This window comes from Rothia mucilaginosa, assembly GCF_964211445.1.
Taxonomy (GTDB): Bacteria; Actinomycetota; Actinomycetes; order Actinomycetales; family Micrococcaceae; genus Rothia; species Rothia mucilaginosa_E.
This window is the reverse complement of the sequence record NZ_CAXOQT010000010.1, coordinates 44,991-64,821: the sequence shown is the minus strand read 5'-3', so window position 1 is coordinate 64,821 and position 19,831 is coordinate 44,991. Positions and strand designations below refer to the sequence as shown.

At 61.5% G+C, this 19,831-nt stretch carries 18 protein-coding genes; 14 read left to right on the top strand and 4 right to left on the bottom strand.

Translation table 11 applies throughout. The features are described from left to right. Position 1: 1 nt before the first annotated feature. Both AB8E48_RS03895 and AB8E48_RS03890 read right to left on the bottom strand, forming a co-directional pair. Positions 2-187, bottom strand: coding sequence for an FmdB family zinc ribbon protein (locus AB8E48_RS03895; protein WP_005505091.1), 186 nt, complete (start codon positions 185-187; stop codon positions 2-4). Between the two features lie 240 nt (positions 188-427). Then, positions 428-1,087 (bottom strand): 5-formyltetrahydrofolate cyclo-ligase, encoded by a 660-nt coding sequence (locus AB8E48_RS03890; RefSeq protein WP_368885833.1) that lies wholly within the window; start codon positions 1,085-1,087, stop codon positions 428-430. A 344-nt stretch (positions 1,088-1,431) separates the two neighbouring features. Here AB8E48_RS03890 and galU point away from each other — a divergent pair, with 344 nt between their 5' ends. The 7 genes from galU to AB8E48_RS03855 all read left to right on the top strand — a co-directional run bounded on the left by galU (position 1,432) and on the right by AB8E48_RS03855 (position 9,539). Then, the gene (gene galU, locus AB8E48_RS03885) at positions 1,432-2,340 is read left to right on the top strand and encodes a UTP--glucose-1-phosphate uridylyltransferase GalU (RefSeq protein WP_368885832.1); all 909 of its coding nucleotides are present in this window, start codon (positions 1,432-1,434) and stop codon (positions 2,338-2,340) included. A gap of 316 nt (positions 2,341-2,656) precedes the next feature. Further along, positions 2,657-4,327, top strand: coding sequence for a hypothetical protein (locus AB8E48_RS03880; RefSeq protein ID WP_368885831.1), 1,671 nt, complete (start codon positions 2,657-2,659; stop codon positions 4,325-4,327). Between the two features lie 428 nt (positions 4,328-4,755). Continuing rightward, positions 4,756-5,244 (top strand): DedA family protein, encoded by a 489-nt coding sequence (locus AB8E48_RS03875; RefSeq protein WP_368885830.1) that lies wholly within the window; start codon positions 4,756-4,758, stop codon positions 5,242-5,244. Positions 5,245-5,410: 166 nt separating this feature from the next. Continuing rightward, entirely contained in the window at positions 5,411-6,589 is a 1,179-nt protein-coding gene (locus tag AB8E48_RS03870) for a LysR substrate-binding domain-containing protein (protein WP_368885829.1), read from the top strand. A 26-nt stretch (positions 6,590-6,615) separates the two neighbouring features. Beyond that, on the top strand, positions 6,616-7,125 hold the full coding sequence (locus tag AB8E48_RS03865) for an NUDIX domain-containing protein (RefSeq protein WP_012903109.1): 510 nt from the start codon (positions 6,616-6,618) through the stop codon (positions 7,123-7,125). After that, positions 7,125-8,309, top strand: a complete 1,185-nt coding sequence (locus AB8E48_RS03860; protein ID WP_368885828.1) for a glycine betaine ABC transporter substrate-binding protein — start codon at positions 7,125-7,127, stop codon at positions 8,307-8,309. The genes AB8E48_RS03865 and AB8E48_RS03860 overlap by 1 nt, the downstream gene beginning before the upstream one ends. A gap of 6 nt (positions 8,310-8,315) precedes the next feature. Continuing rightward, positions 8,316-9,539, top strand: a complete 1,224-nt coding sequence (locus tag AB8E48_RS03855; RefSeq protein ID WP_294643817.1) for a pyridoxal phosphate-dependent aminotransferase — start codon at positions 8,316-8,318, stop codon at positions 9,537-9,539. Between the two features lie 140 nt (positions 9,540-9,679). Here AB8E48_RS03855 and AB8E48_RS03850 read toward each other — a convergent pair whose 3' ends face one another. Then, positions 9,680-9,940, bottom strand: coding sequence for an exodeoxyribonuclease VII small subunit (locus AB8E48_RS03850; protein WP_298700136.1), 261 nt, complete (start codon positions 9,938-9,940; stop codon positions 9,680-9,682). A 42-nt stretch (positions 9,941-9,982) separates the two neighbouring features. Further along, positions 9,983-11,278, bottom strand: a complete 1,296-nt coding sequence (gene xseA, locus AB8E48_RS03845) for an exodeoxyribonuclease VII large subunit (RefSeq protein ID WP_368885827.1) — start codon at positions 11,276-11,278, stop codon at positions 9,983-9,985. A 156-nt stretch (positions 11,279-11,434) separates the two neighbouring features. On the opposite strand from xseA, the gene AB8E48_RS03840 reads away from it, so the two are divergent. The 7 genes from AB8E48_RS03840 (at position 11,435) to ychF (ending at position 19,630) form a co-directional block, all read left to right on the top strand. After that, complete coding sequence (locus AB8E48_RS03840) at positions 11,435-12,643, top strand: dehydrogenase (RefSeq protein ID WP_368885826.1); 1,209 nt, start codon at positions 11,435-11,437, stop codon at positions 12,641-12,643. Between the two features lie 27 nt (positions 12,644-12,670). Then, the gene (locus AB8E48_RS03835; RefSeq protein WP_314672359.1) at positions 12,671-13,756 is read left to right on the top strand and encodes a 4-hydroxy-3-methylbut-2-enyl diphosphate reductase; all 1,086 of its coding nucleotides are present in this window, start codon (positions 12,671-12,673) and stop codon (positions 13,754-13,756) included. A 498-nt stretch (positions 13,757-14,254) separates the two neighbouring features. Next, positions 14,255-15,208, top strand: coding sequence for an ABC transporter ATP-binding protein (locus AB8E48_RS03830; RefSeq protein WP_070629902.1), 954 nt, complete (start codon positions 14,255-14,257; stop codon positions 15,206-15,208). Positions 15,209-15,278: 70 nt separating this feature from the next. After that, positions 15,279-16,037 carry an ABC transporter permease gene (locus AB8E48_RS03825; RefSeq protein WP_049349339.1) on the top strand — a complete coding sequence of 253 codons (759 nt, stop codon included), beginning with the start codon at positions 15,279-15,281 and terminating at the stop codon, positions 16,035-16,037. A gap of 164 nt (positions 16,038-16,201) precedes the next feature. After that, the gene (locus AB8E48_RS03820; RefSeq protein WP_368885825.1) at positions 16,202-17,476 is read left to right on the top strand and encodes a sensor histidine kinase; all 1,275 of its coding nucleotides are present in this window, start codon (positions 16,202-16,204) and stop codon (positions 17,474-17,476) included. Between the two features lie 138 nt (positions 17,477-17,614). Continuing rightward, positions 17,615-18,247 carry a response regulator transcription factor gene (locus tag AB8E48_RS03815; protein ID WP_005505116.1) on the top strand — a complete coding sequence of 211 codons (633 nt, stop codon included), beginning with the start codon at positions 17,615-17,617 and terminating at the stop codon, positions 18,245-18,247. 297 nt (positions 18,248-18,544) lie between these two features. Continuing rightward, positions 18,545-19,630: a redox-regulated ATPase YchF gene (gene ychF, locus AB8E48_RS03810; RefSeq protein WP_060824475.1), complete on the top strand. Its 1,086-nt coding sequence runs from the start codon at positions 18,545-18,547 to the stop codon at positions 19,628-19,630. Positions 19,631-19,831: the final 201 nt, after the last annotated feature.

Below are 19,831 nucleotides of genomic sequence, written 5' to 3'. Positions count from 1 at the left end.
TTTAGGAGTTGCCCTTGTCGGTGCTGTAGAAGCCGGAACCCTTGAAGGTCACGCCGACGGTGTTGTAGCGCTTGCGCAGGGTTTCTTCGCCGCACTGCGGGCAGACGCGCAGCGCATCGTCGCTAAAGGACTGGCGCTGTTCAAAGACGTGGTTGCAATTCTTGCACTGGTAAACGTAGACCGGCATTTTGTCCTTCTGTATCCGTTTTCGCTGGGATGGTTTATTAACGTGGTTTGAGTGTACCGCTTTTGAAACGTTGGGAGCTATTTGCGTTTTCTTCTCAAAAAGCTATTTCTGGTTTCTTTTTGCCTTTTTCTTGGGTGATTTTGTGGGTGTATCCCGCATATCTTTGTGCTTTTGCATAAAGATTCGGGGTGTCAATCAAGGGCGAAGCAGGCACAAGAGAGCCGGGTACTTTTAGACCTGCTAACGGGTGCGGTAGATACCCTGCTCGGTGAGGATGACCGGCAGAATAGCATCCCACTGGTCGTAGGGGACAGCCTCGTAGATTTCGTCGCTAAAGACGATACCGATGCTCTGCTCCTCCAGCTGTTGTGCGCTGAGCAGGGGAATAATGCGGTCGTAGTAGCCGCCTCCCTGACCGAGGCGGTGCCCGCCGGCGTCAAAGGCGAGTGCGGGGATGAGGCGCAGGTCGGCGTCAACGAAAGCTTGCGAGTCCTGTTCTTCGCCTTCGGGTTCGGGGATGCCCATGGGGCTGAGCGGGTGCTCGACGGCGGGGTCCCAGTGTACCCAGGCGAGTTTCCTGCCGGGGCGTACGACGGGTACGAGGATGCGGTGTCCGTCCTTGTGTAGGCGGGTTAGTGCTTCGATGATGGGCGGCTCGGACTTGGTAGGCAGGTACGCCGCAATGGTGCCGGGGGAGTGGAGCCGCTGCGTGACCGCCTCGAGGATGTGGGCGGTGAAGAGCTCCTGCATCTGCTGCTGGCCGTGTTCGCCGCGATGGCTGCGCGCGGTGAGGCGGCGCGGGCGGATCTGGGAGCGGAGAATGTCTTTGTCCAGGGAGATGTCGTCTGGGCTGGCGCCGGCGTCGGAGTTGCTGGCGGCGGGTGCGGTGTTGAGGTGCATGGTGTGTCCCATCGTCGTTGCGGGTCTTGTGTGAAGTATCGGGGTGCCCTGTAGAGAGCGGAGTGTGTTGGTCCTGTGCGGGGAGATGTCCTGAGAACTATCCGCGAGCGGGGTAAAGACATCCTAGTAGGCGGCGAAAATACCCGATTCTGCAGGGGTTGTAGCTTCCATTTTTTAGTATAGGGTTTGAGAAAAATAGCGCTGAGTTCTGCGGGGTGGTTTTTCTTTGCGCACCGAAGAATGTGCCACATATGGATATGTAGTTAGTCACGTTGAAGTTTTTTTCATGTCGTAGTGTCTATAAATCGCCTTAAGTACTTTACAACTTAGGGTATTCTTGTGGCATGGCTACTGAAATTAAGTCTGTTACTAAGGCAGTTATTCCTGCTGCTGGTCTGGGCACCCGATTCCTGCCCGCAACGAAGGCAACCCCCAAGGAAATGCTCCCCGTCGTCGATCGCCCCGCGATTCAGTACGTGGTGGAGGAAGCAATCCGTGCCGGTCTGAACGACGTTCTGATGATTACCGGCCGTAACAAGCGCGCTCTCGAGGATCACTTCGACCGCGTTCCCGTTCTGGAGCAGCAGCTCGCTGAGCAGGGTAAGGACGCCCTGCTGGCATCTGTTGTTGAGACCAATGAGCTCGGTAGCGACCTGCACTACGTGCGTCAGGGCGACCCCAAGGGTCTGGGCCACGCTGTTCTGCGCGCAAAGCGCCACGTTGGCGACGAGGCATTCGCTGTTCTGCTCGGCGATGACCTGATTGATGAGAAGGAAGACCTGCTCTCCCGCATGGTGGAGGTTCAGGAACGCACCGGCGGTTCCGTCGTTGCTCTGATGGAGGTCCCCCGCGAGGCTATTTCCGCTTACGGTGCAGCTGCTATTGAGGCTGTTGAGGGCGAAGACGGTTTCGTGAAGATCACCGGCCTGGTTGAGAAGCCCGCTGCTGACGAGGCTCCCTCGAACTACGCTGTGATTGGCCGTTACGTTCTGAGCTCGAAGGTCTTCGAGGTTCTGGAGAACACCGCTCCGGGCCGCGGCAACGAGATTCAGCTGACCGACGCTCTGCAGACCCTGGCTCAGGGCGAGGGTGAAGGCGAAGGCGTCTACGGCGTGGTCTTCTCCGGCCGCCGTTTCGACACCGGTGACAAGCTGTCCTACCTGAAGGCAAACGTTATTCTTGCTGCTGAGCGCCCCGAGTTCGGTGACGACCTGCGCGCATGGCTGAAGGACTTTGTTGCAGAGAACTGCTAATTACTCTGCATCCGCTCTCTGACGAGGGCAACCGATAAATACCAACCACGCTGAGGAAGGCGTTCTTTCCGGTGGGGCGTTAGTCCCCAAGGGAGGGCGCCTTCCTTTGCGTCGTTCGTGTCCGTTATGTGCGTGGCGTGCTACTGGGTGAGGGCTCAGGGTATGTCTGGTGCAGGGATGCGGCGACGTTGTGTGCATATTCCTTCTGGGGTATATGCGCATATCCAGCCCGATTCTTTCCCCTTATGGAAAGCATTGGGAATATAAGGGTATGATTAAAGTCTAGGGATAAAGGGACGATAGAGGGCGACCTGATATGACGCTTTTGAACACCTCTGGTGTGTTGGTAATTCTGACCGTGATTTTGTTGCTGTGGTTTGTGCCCAGGAGCTTGCGTCGCGCGCCCGCAGGTCCTGTCATGGAGCCTGAGCGTCCCCTGATTAGTGCCGAGCGTACCGCGGAGGATATTCTCGCCTCCGCTGGCGTGCTGTTGAATGAGTCGGAGGCATACCAGTCCTCCGATCACGCGGTGGCGCCGGGTACTTCCCTGCCTTCTTCTGCTCTTCCGCAGGCTTCTTCCCGTTCCTCCCACGCTGTAGAGGATGCCGTTCAGCCTGCCCCGGATACGGCTTCTATCTCGCAGATTCGCGATTCTTCCCCGACTGCTCCCTACACCGATGAGATTCCGGTGGTGGAGGAGTCGAAGCCCTCGCCGCTGTCCTACTTTGATACCTCGAGCCCGAGCGGTATTGCCCTGCTGGTTGCGGCTGGTCTGGGCGTGCTTACCCTGGTCACCGGTCTTCTGGCTCTCTTCGATGTTCTGGCGTGGGGTTGGGCTGTTCTCTTCCTGATTCTTGCCGGCGGCGCATGGGCTGTGAGCCGTTTTGGTCTGCTGGAGTCTGTCTCTAACCAGGTCAAGGCGAGCCGCGATGAGCGCCGCGCCAAGGCAGAAGCAGAGGATGCCGAGGGTACTGACGCTGAGACGTACGAAGAGTCCGACGGCGAAGAAGCTTACGATGACGCTTCCGAGTCGGTAGAAGACTCGACTGCTGAGGGTGCAGATTCTGAAGCTACTGAAGAGCCTGAGCCTCAGGCTCGCCCCGCAAGCCGTGAGGCAGCTACCCGCAAGTCGGTGCGCGGTGTGAACCGTGAGGCGGCACGCCCGAGCCGTGCGCACATTGCGGTGGACTCCTCTGAAGAGGCGCACCAGGCAGAAGTAGCTCAGGCAGAGGCACCTGCAGTATCTGAGTCTTCTCACGCTGCCCGTCCCGTACCTGCCCGTTCTGCTCGTTCGGCGGAGGCGCCCGCGGGTCACCGTCAGGAGCGCCGCCAGCAGCGTCCGAGCCGCTTCCAGCCGATTCGCCGCGGTAGCGTGCTCTTTGACCAGGAGAGCGGTTCTGCCGCTCCCTCCGCTAGTGCCCCGCGTACTGCGGCACAGCATCAGGTAGCTCAGGCTCCGGTTGCTCCGAGTCAGCCGGTTCAGCAGCAGCCGGTGCAGCCCCAGCGCACTCAGTCCGTGCCGTTTGCACAACCCGCTCAGCCTGCACAGCCCGCTCAGGCATCTGCTCAGGTCCCTGTTGTTCCTGCCCAGCCGGTAGCGCCTCAGCTTGCCCAGGCGTCTGCCGCTCAGCAGCAGGCTCCCGCACAGCAGCCGACTATCCAGCCGGCCCAGCCGATGGCTCGCCAGGCGCTACGTGATGGTTCGCCCGTCCGCCAGGCACCTGCTACTCAGGCTCCCGTTCCATCGATTCCTGAAGAGATTCCTCTGCCGGACGTCCTGGATGATTCCGAGTTCGATGCTCTGGATATTGCGTCCCTGAACGACCCGGCGCTCTCGACCGGTGCTACGGCGAGCGGTGGTGTTCGTTCGACGAACCGTCACCCCGGTGCTGGCTCCTCCTTTGAAGCGGTCAGCAATACCTGGAACCCGGTTCAGCTGCCCAAGCCGCTGAGTGCTCTGCATCGCCAGGACCAAGATAAGAAGTAAGCGCCCAGCTTTTCATGCGTAAAACCCCGACAGTACGTACTGTCGGGGTTTTCGTGTTCTGGGGGGGGGGATGCTGAGAGGAAAAGTTAAAAAGAAAAGGAACCCCGTCCATGGGGTTCCTTTTCCAGCATCACACACAGGAAGAAAGTCTTCTAGACCGACTAGGAAGGCCTTCCCACAAGGCCTGACCTATTCGGTAATAAAAATATATCCTAATTCCCGTGTGGGTGACAAGCTGAAAATAGCGACAGCCTGTCAATAAACTAAGGTTGCCCTAAGTGAAATCCGCGTCATTGCAGGCGAAAAGGGGCAATAGTCCCCGCCTGAAAAAAGTTTAAAAAATTTTCGCGCCCCTCCATGAGTCGAAATGAGACGCCTCAAAAACCTTCAATCAGGCCAATAACGCCCGCTCATGAGAGAATAGCCGGGTGAAAGATTGGTTTGACGCACTCCCGATTGAGGTTGCCCTAGCTTTCATGTGGGTGGTCGGTATCGTCCGTACCAGCATCGTGTACGCTCTCGGTGTGCTCGCTGCTGAAGGTGGCGCCCGCCTCGACCGCATCCGCAAGGCCATGGATAGCCCGCTCTACCGTAAAGCGCGCCGCTTGATTAACCGGTGGGGCGTTATTGCCGTGCCCCTCTGCTTTCTCACCGTGGGTCTGCAAACCGCAGTCATCATCACGACCGGCTTCACGAAGATGCCGCTGCGCCGTTGGGTGCCCGCGATGCTGGTCGGCACCTTCATGTGGGCGTGCATCTACACCACCATTGGCTTCGCAATTCTTGCCGCGCTCGGCCTGGAACCGTGGATGTTCCCCGTCGCCCTCGCCGTTGTGGTTACGGTACTGGTGGTCTCCGCCCAGATTCGCGAACGCCGTATTAACCGCGAACCCGTTGAGGACGTTGCCGAGAACTAACCCTCTTAGCCTCAACCTCTCTTAACCTCAGCCTCTCTCCGCGAACGGGGGAGGGGACCTCTCTTTCACCGCAGGGCACAGCGCCCCAGCAGCACCGCCCCTACCGTCACGGGATGGGTGTTTACCGACCTTAATGCCCGCTCCTAATCTGTGCTAGCGTGGAGGGATGACTTCTACCGCATCCTCCACCGCAGGTACCCCCGAAGAGCAGCCCATCAACGAACATGCTCTCACCGAGCCCAATGCCGAGTTGAGCGCACCCGAAAACACTACCGACCGGGTAGAAACCGAAGCGCCCGCTGAGGCGCCCACCCGCGTGTACCTGCACCCCGAGCAGCTGGCAATGATCCAGACTCCGGAGGCTCTGCCCATTCCCGTGCTTCAGCGTTCCATGCTGCGCATTAGCTACGTGCCCGCGATTATGCCCGGCAAGTGGTTCAACCGTTGGCATGAGCGTTACGGCGACCGCGTGCAGTTGGCGGAGGTGCCCGTGGGTGAGGCACGCGGCCTGGATTCCCTGCACCAGGATTTGTGCCTGATTGATCCTGCCCTTGAAGCGGCGGCAGAGGGAGAAAATACTGCTGAGGCGCCCACCGAGGCTGTCGAGCACGCCCCTGTACCCGTCGTTGAGGTTCCCGAGAACCCCTTTGCGCACATGAGCATTCTGCGCCCGGACCGCGAACCGGCAAGCACCGACGGCGAGAAGTACCACAGCATCCGCCTCTACGAGGAGTTGCCCGTGGTCATTCTGCCCGTGGATCACGTGCTCACCGTGCTCGATGAGGTGCCCGTGGAGGAGCTTGCCGAGGAGTTCCTGCTGCAGCCCGCCTCCGATATTCCCGCTTATGAGGAAGTCTCTCGCGCATGGCGTGAGAGTGCCGGCCGCATCGTGCCCGAGGGCCTGACCGATAAGGAAACCATCGAACTGGTTGCCGCCGGTGTGGGCCTGTACATTGTGCCCATGTCCATCGCGCGTTTCTACCACCGCAAGGACCTCACCTACCGCCCCGTTGCGGGTCTGGACACCTACCCGGTGCACCTGGTGTGGCCGCGTGCCCCCAAGGGTGAGCCGCGCAGCGAAGAGCTCGAGGCGCTCCTGCAGGACTTCATCGGTATTGTGCGCGGACGCACCGCAACCAGCGACCGCGGTAGCGAAACCCGACAGGCACGCGCCGAACGCGTCGCAGCCGAAAAAGCAAAGGCAAAAGCGAAGGCTCGAGCCGCCAACGCACGCCGTGAAGCACGCGATAAGAAGCGTGCCAACGCCAAGAAAAACGGCAACGCACGCCAGCACGCTCGACAGTCCGCCAAAGCCGCCAGCGCACGCCGCGGTAAGAAACGCTAAAGAACGATAGACGGTAAAATCGAACCATGGCATTAGCAATGGAAACCCGACCCGCAGCCTACGCAGTCATCATCGAGCAGGGCAAGCTGCTCATGACTCGTTGGGTGCCCGAAGACCGCGCGCTCAGCCCCCTCTGGTCCCTGCCCGGTGGCGGCATGGAACCCGGCGAGCAGGCTGACGAAACCGCGCTGAGGGAAACCCTCGAAGAGACCGGCTACAGCGTCGCCATTGAAGACATTCTGGGCGTGCACGCCGGACACTTCCCCGTGCGCTCGACCCAGAAGGACCCGCAGGCGCTGCCTTTCTGCGCCCTGCGGGTGGTTTTCCGTGCCCACATTGTCACCGGCGAACTGCGCCACGAGGTCAACGGATCCTCCGACACGGCACGCTGGGTACCCATCGCTGAACTGGATACCATCCGTTACGGCACTCTCATCGATGAGGTTGCTTCCATGATGGGTTACTCCAACGCCGCAAGCTGGGCACGCGAATACCGCGAATTTCTTGCCGACGAGAACGCACGGAAGCTCCCCTAATGAACCGACTGACCATCACCCGTCGTGCGGCGCTCACCTCCCTGGCGCTCATGCCGATTCTTGCCGCCTGCGGTAGCAACGACACGACCCCGCACGTGGACCCCTCCGCGTCCAGCTACGGCACCCTGCGCATCGGCTACGGTGCCCTGCGTGAGATGCGCGCTGTCGCTCACGTGTACGCGCGCGCCCTGCGCCAGGTCGGCTACACCGTTGAACTGGTTGACACCGATAACAGTCGTGCGACCGCCCTGCGCGGGCTCATGGTGCCTTCGGCTAACTCAGCCACCCCCACCGCGACCCTGCCCGACGACGAGGAAACCGGCAGCACCACTGCCGCCGCCCTTGAACCGTTGGACCTGGTGATTGACTACAGCGGCGACCTGCTGCTCTACCTGACCGACGACGGCAAAATCAGCCCCGCCGCCGCGCAGAACGAACGCATCGCCGCCTCCGTGAGTGCCTCCGCTCAAGCGGCAGGCGTGACCCTGCCCCCGGCAGCTACCCCCACCGCGGAGGAGAGCACCGCCTCCGCGCATGCTACGGACGCAACCGCGAGCCCCACCGCAAGCTCCACCCGTTCCGCAGACCCCATCAACCTGCGCGCCATGAGCACCACCGACATGACCAACGCCATCTCGCGCATCCTGCCCGAAGAGCTCATGCTCCTCAACGGCGCTAACGCCACCAACAAGGATGTACTGGTCACCACCCGCGCCGTGAGCGCCCGCCACAAGCTAAGCTCCCTCGCGAACCTGCGTGACGTGCAGTCCTCCCTGGCGTTCTCCATCCCGACCGGGTACTCCAGCGGCACCTACGGCGTGGATTCTTTGCGTAGCCTCTACCGCTACCGCGTGCACGACCCGAAGATTCAGGACGACCCCGCCGAACGCGTCAACGCCCTCACCGCAGACACCGTGCAGGTGACCCTGCTGCACAGCTGCGACTCGGCAATTGACGATAACCGCCTGGTCACCCTGGAAGACCCCTCAGCGGCACTTTTGCAGCAGCAGCTGGTGCCCATTATCCGTCGTACCCTGCCAGATAGCGCCCGTACGGCGATTAACCGCGTATCATCTACATTAGACACGGGTAACCTCTCGTTCCTGTTGCGTCTGACTAGCGGTTCCAACCCCATCGCAGATGATGACGCAGCACAATTCATTTTGGATCACCCTAGAAAGTAAAGCATCATGACGAAGTACCGTCAGTCCTCAAAGTTGAGCAACGTCCTGTACGACATCCGCGGCCCCATTCTGGACGAGGCCAATCGCATGGAGGCGATGGGTCACCGCATCCTCAAACTGAACATTGGTAACCCCGCACCCTTCGGCTTTGAGGCGCCGGATGCCATCATGATGGACATCATTCGTCACCTGCCTGAAACCCAGGGATATTCCGACTCCCGCGGCCTCTACTCGGCACGTACCGCCATTGTGCAGCACTACCAGAACCGCGGCATCATGAACCTCGACACCGACTCCATCTACCTGGGTAACGGTGTGTCTGAGCTGATCCCGATGACCCTGCAGGCACTTTGCGAGACCGGCGACGAAATCCTGGTCCCCATGCCCGACTACCCGCTGTGGACCGCATCCACCGCGCTGGTGGGCGGCAAGCCCGTGCACTACCTGTGCGACGAGGAAAACAACTGGTACCCGGACATCGAAGACATTAAGTCGAAGATTACCGAGCGCACCAAGGGCATCGTGGTCATTAACCCGAACAACCCGACCGGTGCCGTCTACCCGCGCTCGATTCTGAAGCAGATCGTGGACCTGGCACGCGAGCACGGCCTGGTCGTGTTCTCCGATGAAATCTACGAAAAGATCACCTACGACGGTGCTGAAGCCATCAACATGGCGACCCTCACCGGCGATGACGTGCTCTGCCTGACCTTCTCCGGTCTGTCCAAGGCGTACCGCGTCTGCGGTTACCGTGCTGGTTGGGTCGCTATCACCGGCCCGAAGAAGGACGCAGCAAGCTACCTGGAAGGCATTCACCTGCTCGCCTCCATGCGCCTGTGCTCCAACGTTCCGGCACAGCACGCCATTCAGACCGCACTCGGCGGCTACCAGTCCATTAATGAGCTGATTGTTCCCGGCGGTCGCCTGTACGAGCAGCGCACCCTGGCGCACAAGATGCTCAACGAGATTGACGGTATCAGCTGCACCAGCGCGGATGGTGCGCTCTACCTGTTCCCGAAGATTGATATTGAGCGCTTCGACATTACCGACGACGAGCAGTTCGCACTGGACCTTCTGAAGAGCCAGAAGATTCTCTTCAGCCACGGCCGCGCGTTCAACTGGAAGGACCCGGACCACTTCCGCCTGGTGTTCCTGCCCGATACGCAGACCCTCACCAGTGCCCTGGAGCGCCTGGGTAACTTCATGGCTGACTACAAACAGAAGCACTAGCGAGCTTTACGGCCGCCTCTGCTTTGCGAGAGACAGAAATAGCCTGCCCCGCAGTTCTGATGAGCTGCGGGGCAGGCTATTTTTATTTGACGGCTGGCGGATGCGACAGGGGAGCGGGGCAACGCGCCAGGAGGGGCGTGTTAGTTCGCCGCAGGCTCCTGACCGCCCTGCTGTGCGCCGCGTGCCGCGTTCAGGCGCTCCTGCGCGCCCTGCAGCCACGCCTCGCAGCGGGCGGCAAGCGCCTCGCCGCGCTCCCACAGAGCGATGGAGGTTTCCAGGTCGCTGGCGCCGGACTCCAGCTGGCGCACGACCTGCTCCAGCTCGGCGCGCGCCTGCTCGTAGCCGAGGGTTTCGACGGGTGCGCCCAGCTCGGCGCTGTTGAAGCTAATGTTCTCGCTCATTGAGGAACCTTTCAGGGGTAAAAAACTTGGGGTGTTCGAGGTTTAGGAGATGTTCGAGGGATCCGTGGAGGTCACAGTCGCCTGCGCCGAACCGGTCGCCGCACGTACCGTAATCTGCTCGCCCTCGTTCAGCGTCGAGGCGTCACGCACAATAGCGCCCGCGGCATCCTGAACGATGGAGTAGCCGCGGTTCAGCGTCTGCGCCGGGGACAGTGAACGCACCCGCGCCAACGTGTGCGACAGGGTTGCCGACTCACGCTCCAGACGGTGCTGCACCGAACGGTGGGCGCGCTCGCGTAGCTGGCTCAGCTCCTCCACACGCATGAGCAGGGAGGACTCCGGGTGAGTGAGCACCGGGCGGCTCCGCAGCTGTGCAATGTAGTTCATCTGCATGCCCACGTAGCTGAGCACCGCGCGGTCCAGGCGGGCGCGCGCCTCGGTGATGCGGGCGGTCTCCTCCGAAATATCGGGCACAATGCGCTTACCCGCATCGGTCGGGGTGGAAGCACGTAGGTCGGCGACCGCGTCGAGGATGGGGGAGTCCGCCTCGTGGCCAATCGCCGAAACCACCGGGGTGGTGGCCGCCGCGACGGCGCGGATGAGCGCCTCCTCGGAGAAGGGGAGCAGGTCCTCGAAGGAGCCGCCGCCTCGGGCGATGACGATGACGTCAACCTCCGGGTGGGCATCCAGCTCGGCGAGCGCCGCAATGACCTCAGCCGCCGCGCCTTCACCCTGCACGCGGGTATTGCGCACCTCGAAGGTCACGCCGGGCCAGCGCAGGGAGGCGTTGCGGATAACGTCCTTCTCCGCGTCAGAATCGCGACCGGTAATCAGACCCACACGACTCGGCAGCATGGGTAGTGGCTTCTTACGCGCATCAGAGAACAGCCCCTCGGCGGCGAGAGCCTCACGCAGACGCTGCAGCTGCTCGTGCAGGTTGCCGGTGCCGACCGCATACACTTCCTTGCCGATGAGGGAGAGCTTGCCGTTCTTCCACAGGCTCGGCTTGGCGCGAGTAACGATGCGAGCGCCCACGGTCACATCAGCCGCCAGGCCGCTACCGGCACGCCCAAAGAGCGCGAGGGTGAAGGAGAAGTCTTCGTTGAGGTCCTTGAGCTCCATGAAGACGTTGCCGCCGCGGCCGTTGAGGGAGGCGACCTGCGCCTCCACCCACAGCTCGGGAACCTTGTCCACGTAGTTTTTGAGGTTCTGCGCGAGCAGGGCGAGGGGCCAGGGGTTGGTGGCGGTGGTCTCCTGCGACTTTGCGGGGAGTTGCCGCTCGTGCACGGGCGGCACCACGAGCGTCTGCTGCGCTGCGGAGGGGTTGTAGAAGTTCATACCCTCTATTGTCCCTGATTGGTCGGTTATGCGCCTGCTCACAGGTCACCCGGGTGAATCGGGGGAACTTGCACGGAGTGCAGACGGAACTTAGCTTCTGGCGCATTCTGCGGGTCTGAATCGGCTTTGAACAGTGTGAGCGGGTACCCTAGGCTCATGCGCTCACCCGATCAGTCAGCACATCAGAACAACGCCTTCAACACCGCCGCGGCTTCGTCTGCGGCGGGTACTGGCGCGCAGAACTACCCTGCGGACGCGACCCGAGTCGTGGATACCCGGATTACCCGCCCGGACGGCTACTACTCGGCAGATGAAGACACCACCCTGCTGCAGCCCACGCGCACGCTCGGTCACGCAGGTGCCCCCACCAAGGCTGAGCTGCAGGCTGCCCCGGAGCCTCCCTTCGCGGCAGGTCTGCGACGGTTCCTGACTGTTGTGCTGTGCGCCCTGGCACTGGTGACCGGACTGGGCGCGACCGCGGGCGCCTGGGTGAACTCTAAGCTCATGTCAGAGCGTGGTTTCTCGCAGATTTCCTCCAACCTGGCGGAGGATTCGCAGCTCGCCTCGCGCATCGCGGACGGCGCGGTCGAAGACCTCATGAAGTCCGAGGCTATGACAACCTTCCTCGACGGCACCAAAGAAAGCGGCTTATACTCCATTCTTGTAAAGCCGACACAAGACGGCATACGTTCCATGCTCAACCGTTCCGCGGCTGAGCTGTCAAAAACTGAAGAATATCGAAGCCTCTGGAAGGAAATAGCCGAGGAAACTCGCCGCTACAACCTTGAGCACCAGGACGGCCCCGCCGTCATTGTGCTCACCCCCTTCTACCGTGCGCTGGATGCGAAGGTCGGCTCTATCGGCTCCTTCGACCCGGACCTGACGAAGCTCGGCCCTGAAACCCTCAATATTGACCGGGTGAAGGACGGCAACAGCCAGCAGGACCAGCAGGAGTGGTACCTGCACTCCGGCATTAACCGTGCCGCCGCGCTGGGCAAGTCCACCGTGCCGCTGACTATTATCTCGGTGCTGAGCCTGCTGCTGGCTATGTTGCTGGCACCCAGGCACCGCATCCTGGTACCGGTGGTCACGGCTCTGCTCTACGCCCTGCTGGGTTGGGGCGCCGCAGCCTGGTTAGGCGGCCAGAGCCCCGAATCCCTAGGAATTACCAGCCACAGCACCGCCGGAACGGCGCTGATTACCGGGGTATGGAACCAGCTCGCACCGTCACTGACCGGGCATCTGGAGGCGGCGGCAAGCTACGGGTTGGTCCTGGCAATCCTCGCCCTGCTGCTCGGTATCCTGATTCGCCTCACCGCCCTGGGCCGTAGCCCTGCGAGCGGTGCCACAGTCATCACACACTAAAAGTCCGAACAACGTAGGATAGTAACCATGTCCACTGAAACTATTGCCCTGGGCCTGCCGCCCGTACCCCGCGAGCGCCGCAGTCGTGCCGAGGTTGAAGCCGCCGCACCCGTCAACGGTGAGAAGAAAGTCCTGCTCGCCACCCCGCGCGGTTACTGCGCAGGCGTTGACCGTGCCGTGATTGCTGTTGAGAAGGCGCTGGAGCACTACGGCGCGCCCGTCTACGTGCGTAAGCAGATTGTTCACAACCGCCACGTGGTGGAGACCCTGGAGAAGCAGGGCGCTATCTTCGTTGATGAAGTGGATGAAGTTCCCGAAGGTTCCGTGACCGTGTTCTCGGCGCACGGCGTGTCCCCGGCGGTGGTTTCCGCAGCCGGCGACCGCTCCCTGAACACCATTGACGCGACCTGCCCGCTGGTGAACAAGGTGCACCGCGAGGCTGTGCGCTTCGCCAAGCAGGACTACGACATCCTGCTCATCGGCCACACCGGCCACGAAGAGGTCGAAGGTACCGCCGGTGAGGCGCCCGAGCACATCCAGATTGTGAACTCGCCCGACGAGGTGGACCAGGTGACCGTCCGCAACCCGGAAAAGGTCGTCTGGATTTCTCAGACCACCCTGTCCGTGGACGAGACCCTCGAAACCGTGGCGCGTCTGCGTGAGCGTTTCCCGTCCCTGCAGGATCCGCCCTCGGACGACATCTGCTACGCAACCTCCAACCGCCAGGGCGCTATCAAGGAGATCGCTCCGCGCGCAGACCTGGTGATTGTGGTCGGTTCGGCGAACTCCTCGAACTCCGTGCGCCTGAAGGAAGTAGCACTCGAATACGGCGCTAAGCGTGCCGAGCGTGTGGACTTCGCACACCAGGTCGACGAATCCTGGTTCGAAGGTGTGGCAACCGTGGGCCTGACCTCCGGCGCGTCCGTACCCGAGGTTCTGGTTCAGGAGGTGCTGGCTCTGCTCGCCGAGTACGGCTACAGCACCATCGAAGAGGTCGAGACCGCGAAGGAAGATATTCTCTTCTCCCTGCCGAAGGAACTGCGTTCCGCCCTGAAGAATGACGAGAACGTGGGCCGCCAGCTCGGTGGCCGCGGCGCTAAGCCCACTCGATAAAGGCTAGATAGCCCAAATACTGCGAATAATCCCCGTATCTTCCCCGTAGTGGGGCGGATACGGGGATTTTTGTATCTGATGTGCGGGATGCATGGGTAGGGGTTCTTGTGCAGCTTCGCCTTTGTGCAGCTTCGCGTTCACGCTACGCGGGGGAGTGCCCCCTCTGCGGCGCTGGGCGCCTTGAGGACGGAGCCCCCGCTCCGCGTGACCGCCTCCGCTGCTTCGTGGTCTCGCTACGCGGGGTTTTTGCGTCTGATGTGCGGGATGCGCGGGTAGGGGTTCTTGCGCAGCTTCGCGTAACCGGTTGCCTCCGCAGCTTCGCGGTCTCGCTACGCGGGGGAGTGCCCCCTCTGCGGCGCTGGGGCGCCTTGAGGACGGAGCCCCCGCTTCGCGTAACCGGCCGCGACGCTCGCATGTCCTCAACTCATGACATTTGTCATGTGCAGGTCATGACACTCTGTACCGCACCGGCGCGAAAACCGGCGGTGTAATAGAAACATGAACACCGCAGCACTTCAGAACAGCAAGAACAACACCGCAGAAACCGTTATTTCTGCCCGCTCCCTCCGCCAGGTTTTCTCCACCCGTGCGGCAGGCACCGTGGTCGCCGTCGACTCGATTGACCTGACCGTCAAGCGCGGCGAAATCATCGCCCTGCTCGGCCCCAACGGCGCAGGTAAGACCACCCTCATCGACATGATTCTTGGTCTGACCCAGCCCAGCGGCGGCGAGTTGAGCGTCTTCGGTCGCAACGCCTCCGAGGCGGCACGCGCCGGTCTGCTCGGTGCGGTTCAGCAGACCGGTGGCCTGCTCAAGGACCTGACGATCCGCGCCACGGTCGAGATGATTGCGGCGCTGTACCCCAAGCCCATTGACGTGGATGAGGTACTCGCCGGCGCCGACCTGACCGATATCGCTAAGCGTAAGGTCGGCAAGTGCTCGGGCGGTCAGCAGCAGCGTCTGCGTTACGCCCTGGCGACCATGCACTCGCCGGAACTGCTGATCCTGGACGAGCCGACCGCCGGCATGGACGTGAATGCGCGCCGCACCTTCTGGGAGCGTATGGAAGCCATCGCCGAACGTGGAACGACCATTCTTTTTGCGACGCACTACCTGGAAGAAGCACAGAACTTCGCCCAGCGCATCGTGCTCATGGAATCCGGTTCCATCATCGCTGACGGCTCCGCCGACGAGATTCGCGCCCTGACCGGCCACCGCCACCTTTCCTTCCTCGCACCCGCACCCATCACCGACCTGGATGTGCCGGTCGAGGTGACCGAAGAGTCCGGCGGGTACCGCCACCGCATCTCCGTGCTGGAGATTGAGCAGGTACTGCGCACTCTGCTGAACAACTACAGCATCAGCGACCTGGAGGTCACCAAGCCCTCCCTGGACGAGTCCTTCACCCTGCTGACCGAGCAGGCCGCCGCCTCCAAGGCATCCGACGCCTAAACATCAGACCGCCTAAACACCACACCATCTAAACGCCACACAGCCGCTACACACTTTCAAGGAAAACATCATGCTCCGCTACGCACTCTACGACATCCGCGCTTCTATCCTCTCGACCGACCGTTTCTTCTTCGGCGTGGCACTGCCCATCGTCTTCTTCCTGCTCTTCGGTGCGATGCAGGACTACTCCTCCCAGCAGATGGGTGACGGCAACGTAGCGGCCTACGTCATGATTGGCATGGCGCTGTACGGTGCCGTGCAGAACACCGTGGCGATTAGCGGCAGCACCGTCACCGAGCTCTCCAGCGGCTGGAACCGCCAGCTGGCGCTCACCCCGCTGACCACCGGCAAGTACCTGGGCGCGAAGGCGCTGACCGCCCTGGTGATTTCTGCGGTGCCGGTGATTGCGGTGAACATTGTGGGCATGTTCACCGGTGTTGAAATCCCCGTGAACCAGCAGCTTGCAGCCGGCGCGCTGACGGTGCTGTGCGGTCTGGTGTTCGCCTTCTACGGCATCATGATGGGTCTGCTGATTCGTAACGAGAACGCCGTGTCCATTGCGAACGGTCTGCTGGTGATTATGAGCTTCTTCGGTACCGTGTTCTCCCCGCTGAGCACCGACCTGCTGAAGTACGCCCGCTTCACCCCGCTGTACGGTGCCGCCGAGATTGCCCGCTACCCCTTCGCCGCAGGTCAGACCATTATTCTGGGTGGTGAGGACTGGTTCGTGACCGAGCCGCTCTGGTACGCAGTGGTGAGCTTGGTTGTGTGGGCGGCTATCTTCCTGGGTGTTTCTGCCCTGCTGATGCGCCGCGCAACCCGCCGCTAAATGCTTCTTCCCGCCGCAGTCTCAAGGGTTCCGTAGTATCAGGGGCTTCCGAGGCTGCGGCGGAAGCCGTATCCACTCACGCTGCTCCTACTAACACTGCCGCTACTGACACCGCCGCGCCGGTGGTATCTGCACCCGCGGCACCCGCACGTTAGGCTAGAACCATGACCGAAACCCACACCCACACCCACACCCATTCCTACGAGAACGAACACCCCCATACGGAGAATGAGGCGGTACCCTCCGCCGCGAAGCGCACCCTGGGCAAGCACCGCTTCCGCTTCCTCTACCGTGAACGCCGCGGCAACGTGAACTGGCTGGCGCTGGGCTTTAGTGCCCCGTGGCTGGTGTTTCTGCTCATGCCGCTGGACAGCTTCCTCACCACCCCGGAGTTGGGGCCGGTGCGCTGGGCCGGTGTGGCGCTGGTGGCACTGTTTGCGGTGGTGAACTGCTCGGCGTACGCGGTGCCGTGGCTGGTGCCGGTCGCCTCCACGGTGCGTCGAAGCGTCATCTGGACGCTACTGATGGTGCTGCCTGTGGCTGGCCTGACGGCGCTGCGGCTGGAATCGGCGTATATGGTGTTCTTGTCGTTCAGCATGTACTTTGTGGCGTTCTGGATTTTTGGCACAATCGCCCCGTACCGCCTGCGCTTGGGTGTAGCGGCGACGATTGCCCTGGCCTGCTGGCTAATTTTTATGGCGAGCATCGGCTTTGATGTCACCGCGCGCGGTGGTATGGCCCTCTTTATCGGTGCGCCGATGGTGGGCATGCTGGGCTTCTCCTACCTGATTGAGCTGGGCGAACGCGCGGACGTAGCACGTGCCTCGCTGGCGCTCTCTGAGGAACGTGAAGAGATCGCCCGCGACGTGCACGACGTGCTCGGACACTCCCTGACCGTCATCACTCTCAAAGCGGAGCTGGCGCAGCGCCTGCTGGAGATTGACCCCGCCCGCGCCGGCGCGGAGATGGAGGCTATCGCGCAGCTGTCCCGCGCATCCCTGGCGGAGGTTCGTTCAACCGTGACGCGCCTGCGTGTGCCCGACTTTTCGGGTGAGATTGAGGGTGCGGGTCGTGCCCTGCAGACCGCCGGTATCCGTGCCGAGCTGCCGGAGGCTCAGAGTGCGCTCGCGGTGGCCGGTGTGAACGCGAAGCTGTTCTCCTGGGTTCTGCGTGAGGCGGTCACGAACATGGTGCGCCACTCGGGTGCGAACGCGGCGCGGGTACGTCTGAGCGCAACCGGCCTGGACATCCTCGATAACGGCGTGGGTGCGGGTGATGCGCGCGGTAACGGCCTGACGGGCATGGCTCAGCGTGTGGCGGCGTCTGGCGGTAGCGTGGTGATTGAGGCATCGCCCGAGCAGTGGCTGGTGGAGAACCCCGGCGGTGGGGCGGGCACGCGCATCCGTGTGAGCATGGACGGTGACACCTCACTGCTGTAAATAGGTGCTGTAGATTGTGGAACTTGTCGCCGCGCCCTGGACGGGGGAGCTACCTGCCCCTGTATGGTGGTGATAGACAACCTCACGCGGTTGTTCCGCCCGCCGTTATCACCCCGTCTTCAGCCCTGGGAGGCTCCTATGATTCGTGTTCTGCTCGCTGACGATCAGCAGCTCATCCGTGAGGCCCTTGCCGCTCTGCTGGGCCTGGAGGTTGACCTGCAGATTGTGGGTCAGGTCGGTAGTGGTGATGAGGTGTTGGGTGCTGTCGCCCTGTTGAAGCCGGACGTGGTGTTGCTGGATGTGCAGATGCCCGGTACTTTGCTGGCTGATGGTATTGAGGCGGCTGCGGCGCTACGTGATGCGGGTGCTTTGAGTGAGTCGGGTGAGCCGGTGCGCACGCTGATTGTGACGACTTTTGGCCGCCCGGGCTATGTGCGCCGCGCCCTGGAGGCTGGTGCGAGTGGTTTCGTGGTGAAGGATACGGGTGCTCGCCAGTTGGCGGAGGCGATTCGTCGTGTGCATGCGGGGTTGCGTGTGGTGGATCCGTCGTTGGCGGCGGATTCTTTGGTGACGGGTGCTTCTCCGTTGACGGAGCGTGAGGCGCAGGTGCTGCGTGAGGCGGCGTCGGGTGGTACGGCTCAGCAGATTGCGTCGGCGTTGTTTTTGTCGGCGGGTACGGTGCGTAATTATTTGTCGGCGGCGATGGCGAAGACGGGTGCGTCGACTCGTCAGGACGCGGTGCGTATCGCCACGGAGAACGGCTGGCTCTAACTCGCTGCTTCTCAATAATTCGGGCGGGGGAGCGATGGCGCTTCCTCGCCTCAGTTTTTTCGCCTTCACTTTCTCCTAACCGGTGCCTATCCCTGCACTCGGGGCGGCTCCTGCGCGAACACGGTAGAATGGTAGTGTCTATGCCCGCAGGCGCCCCGCACCCGTTTCTTCCCGAGACTGGCGGTGTCGCGCTTGGAAGCGGGCACCATTTTCGCCCTGTGCCCGCCCGCACCCGCCGCATCACGTACGCGGCGCATCCTGAGTGTTTGGTGGGGTACATGATTCGAAGGAAAACTTGTGGCTCTAACTATCGGCATTGTTGGCCTGCCTAACGTGGGCAAGTCCACCCTGTTCAACGCTCTGACCGGCAACACTGTGCTGGCGGCTAACTACCCGTTCGCGACCATTGACCCGAACGTGGGCGTGGTGAACCTGCCGGATGCGCGTCTAAACCGTTTGGCTGAGATTTTTGGTTCGGAGCGTATTCTGCCTGCGACTGTTTCGTTCGTTGATATTGCGGGTATTGTGAAGGGCGCTTCTGAGGGTGAGGGCCTGGGTAACAAGTTCCTCGCGAACATTCGTGAGGCGCACGCTATCGCCCAGGTTGTGCGTGCGTTTGATGACCCGGACGTCATTCACGTGGACGGCAAGGTTGACCCCGCCTCCGATATGGAGACCATCAATACTGAGCTGATTCTGGCTGACCTGCAGACTCTGGAGAACGCTATTCCGCGTCTGGAGAAGGCTGTGAAGATTAAGAAGGGTGACGCCGCTCAGCTGGAGACCTACAAGGCTGCGCAGAAGATCCTGGAGGATGGTGACACCATCATTTCTCGTGCGAAGGACGAGAAGCTGGAGCTGGCTCATCTGAAGGAGCTGAACCTGCTGACTGCTAAGCCGTTCATTTACGTGTTCAACGCGGATGAGGGCATTCTGGCGTCTGAGGAGAAGCAGCAGGAGCTGCGTGACATGGTGGCGCCGGCTGAGGCTGTGTTCTTGGACGCGAAGCTGGAGGCTGATCTGGTGGAGCTGTCTGAGGAGGAGGCTCGCGAGATGCTGGAGATGAACGGTCAGGATGAGTCCGGCCTGGACCAGCTGGCTCGTGTGGGCTTCTCGACTCTGGGCCTGCAGACTTACTTGACTGCTGGCCCGAAGGAGGCTCGCGCCTGGACTATTTACAAGGGTGATACTGCGCCGCAGGCTGCTGGTGTGATTCACTCTGATTTTGAGCGTGGCTTCATTAAGGCTGAGGTCGTGTCGTTCAAGGATCTGGATGAGGCTGGCTCCATGGCGGAGGCGAAGGCTCGCGGTAAGGTCCGTATGGAGGGCAAGGATTACATCATGCAGGACGGCGACGTGGTGGAGTTCCGTTTCAACGTGTAAGTCTGACGGGTCGATAGGACTTTGAGAATCCGGTGACGGAGGGATGACGAAATTCATCTCACTGTCACCGGATTTTTTGTACCCTTTAAACGCAAGCTGAATTTGTAATAATTCTCAAATCAGGAGATATGGGATACGGATATATCTGTAAATAATGAAACAAATGAAGAGAATAACGAACTTATTGCCCCGAAGGCCTTA

Excerpts from the sequence above, each read along its gene's own strand:
- AB8E48_RS03870 (WP_368885829.1), top strand. The coding sequence starts at position 5,411 with ATGACTTCTACCGCATCCTCCACCGCAGGTACCCCCGAAGAGCAGCCC.
- xseA (WP_368885827.1), bottom strand. The coding sequence starts at position 11,278 with ATGAACTTCTACAACCCCTCCGCAGCGCAGCAGACGCTCGTGGTGCCG.
- AB8E48_RS03825 (WP_049349339.1), top strand. The coding sequence starts at position 15,279 with ATGCTCCGCTACGCACTCTACGACATCCGCGCTTCTATCCTCTCGACC.
- AB8E48_RS03815 (WP_005505116.1), top strand. The coding sequence starts at position 17,615 with ATGATTCGTGTTCTGCTCGCTGACGATCAGCAGCTCATCCGTGAGGCC.
- AB8E48_RS03820 (WP_368885825.1), top strand. The coding sequence starts at position 16,202 with ATGACCGAAACCCACACCCACACCCACACCCATTCCTACGAGAACGAA.
- AB8E48_RS03890 (WP_368885833.1), bottom strand. The coding sequence starts at position 1,087 with ATGCACCTCAACACCGCACCCGCCGCCAGCAACTCCGACGCCGGCGCC.
- AB8E48_RS03880 (WP_368885831.1), top strand. The coding sequence starts at position 2,657 with ATGACGCTTTTGAACACCTCTGGTGTGTTGGTAATTCTGACCGTGATT.
- AB8E48_RS03830 (WP_070629902.1), top strand. The coding sequence starts at position 14,255 with ATGAACACCGCAGCACTTCAGAACAGCAAGAACAACACCGCAGAAACC.
- AB8E48_RS03850 (WP_298700136.1), bottom strand. The coding sequence starts at position 9,940 with ATGAGCGAGAACATTAGCTTCAACAGCGCCGAGCTGGGCGCACCCGTC.
- AB8E48_RS03865 (WP_012903109.1), top strand. The coding sequence starts at position 6,616 with ATGGCATTAGCAATGGAAACCCGACCCGCAGCCTACGCAGTCATCATC.
- galU (WP_368885832.1), top strand. The coding sequence starts at position 1,432 with ATGGCTACTGAAATTAAGTCTGTTACTAAGGCAGTTATTCCTGCTGCT.
- AB8E48_RS03895 (WP_005505091.1), bottom strand. The coding sequence starts at position 187 with ATGCCGGTCTACGTTTACCAGTGCAAGAATTGCAACCACGTCTTTGAA.
- AB8E48_RS03860 (WP_368885828.1), top strand. The coding sequence starts at position 7,125 with ATGAACCGACTGACCATCACCCGTCGTGCGGCGCTCACCTCCCTGGCG.
- AB8E48_RS03840 (WP_368885826.1), top strand. The coding sequence starts at position 11,435 with ATGCGCTCACCCGATCAGTCAGCACATCAGAACAACGCCTTCAACACC.
- AB8E48_RS03835 (WP_314672359.1), top strand. The coding sequence starts at position 12,671 with ATGTCCACTGAAACTATTGCCCTGGGCCTGCCGCCCGTACCCCGCGAG.
- AB8E48_RS03855 (WP_294643817.1), top strand. The coding sequence starts at position 8,316 with ATGACGAAGTACCGTCAGTCCTCAAAGTTGAGCAACGTCCTGTACGAC.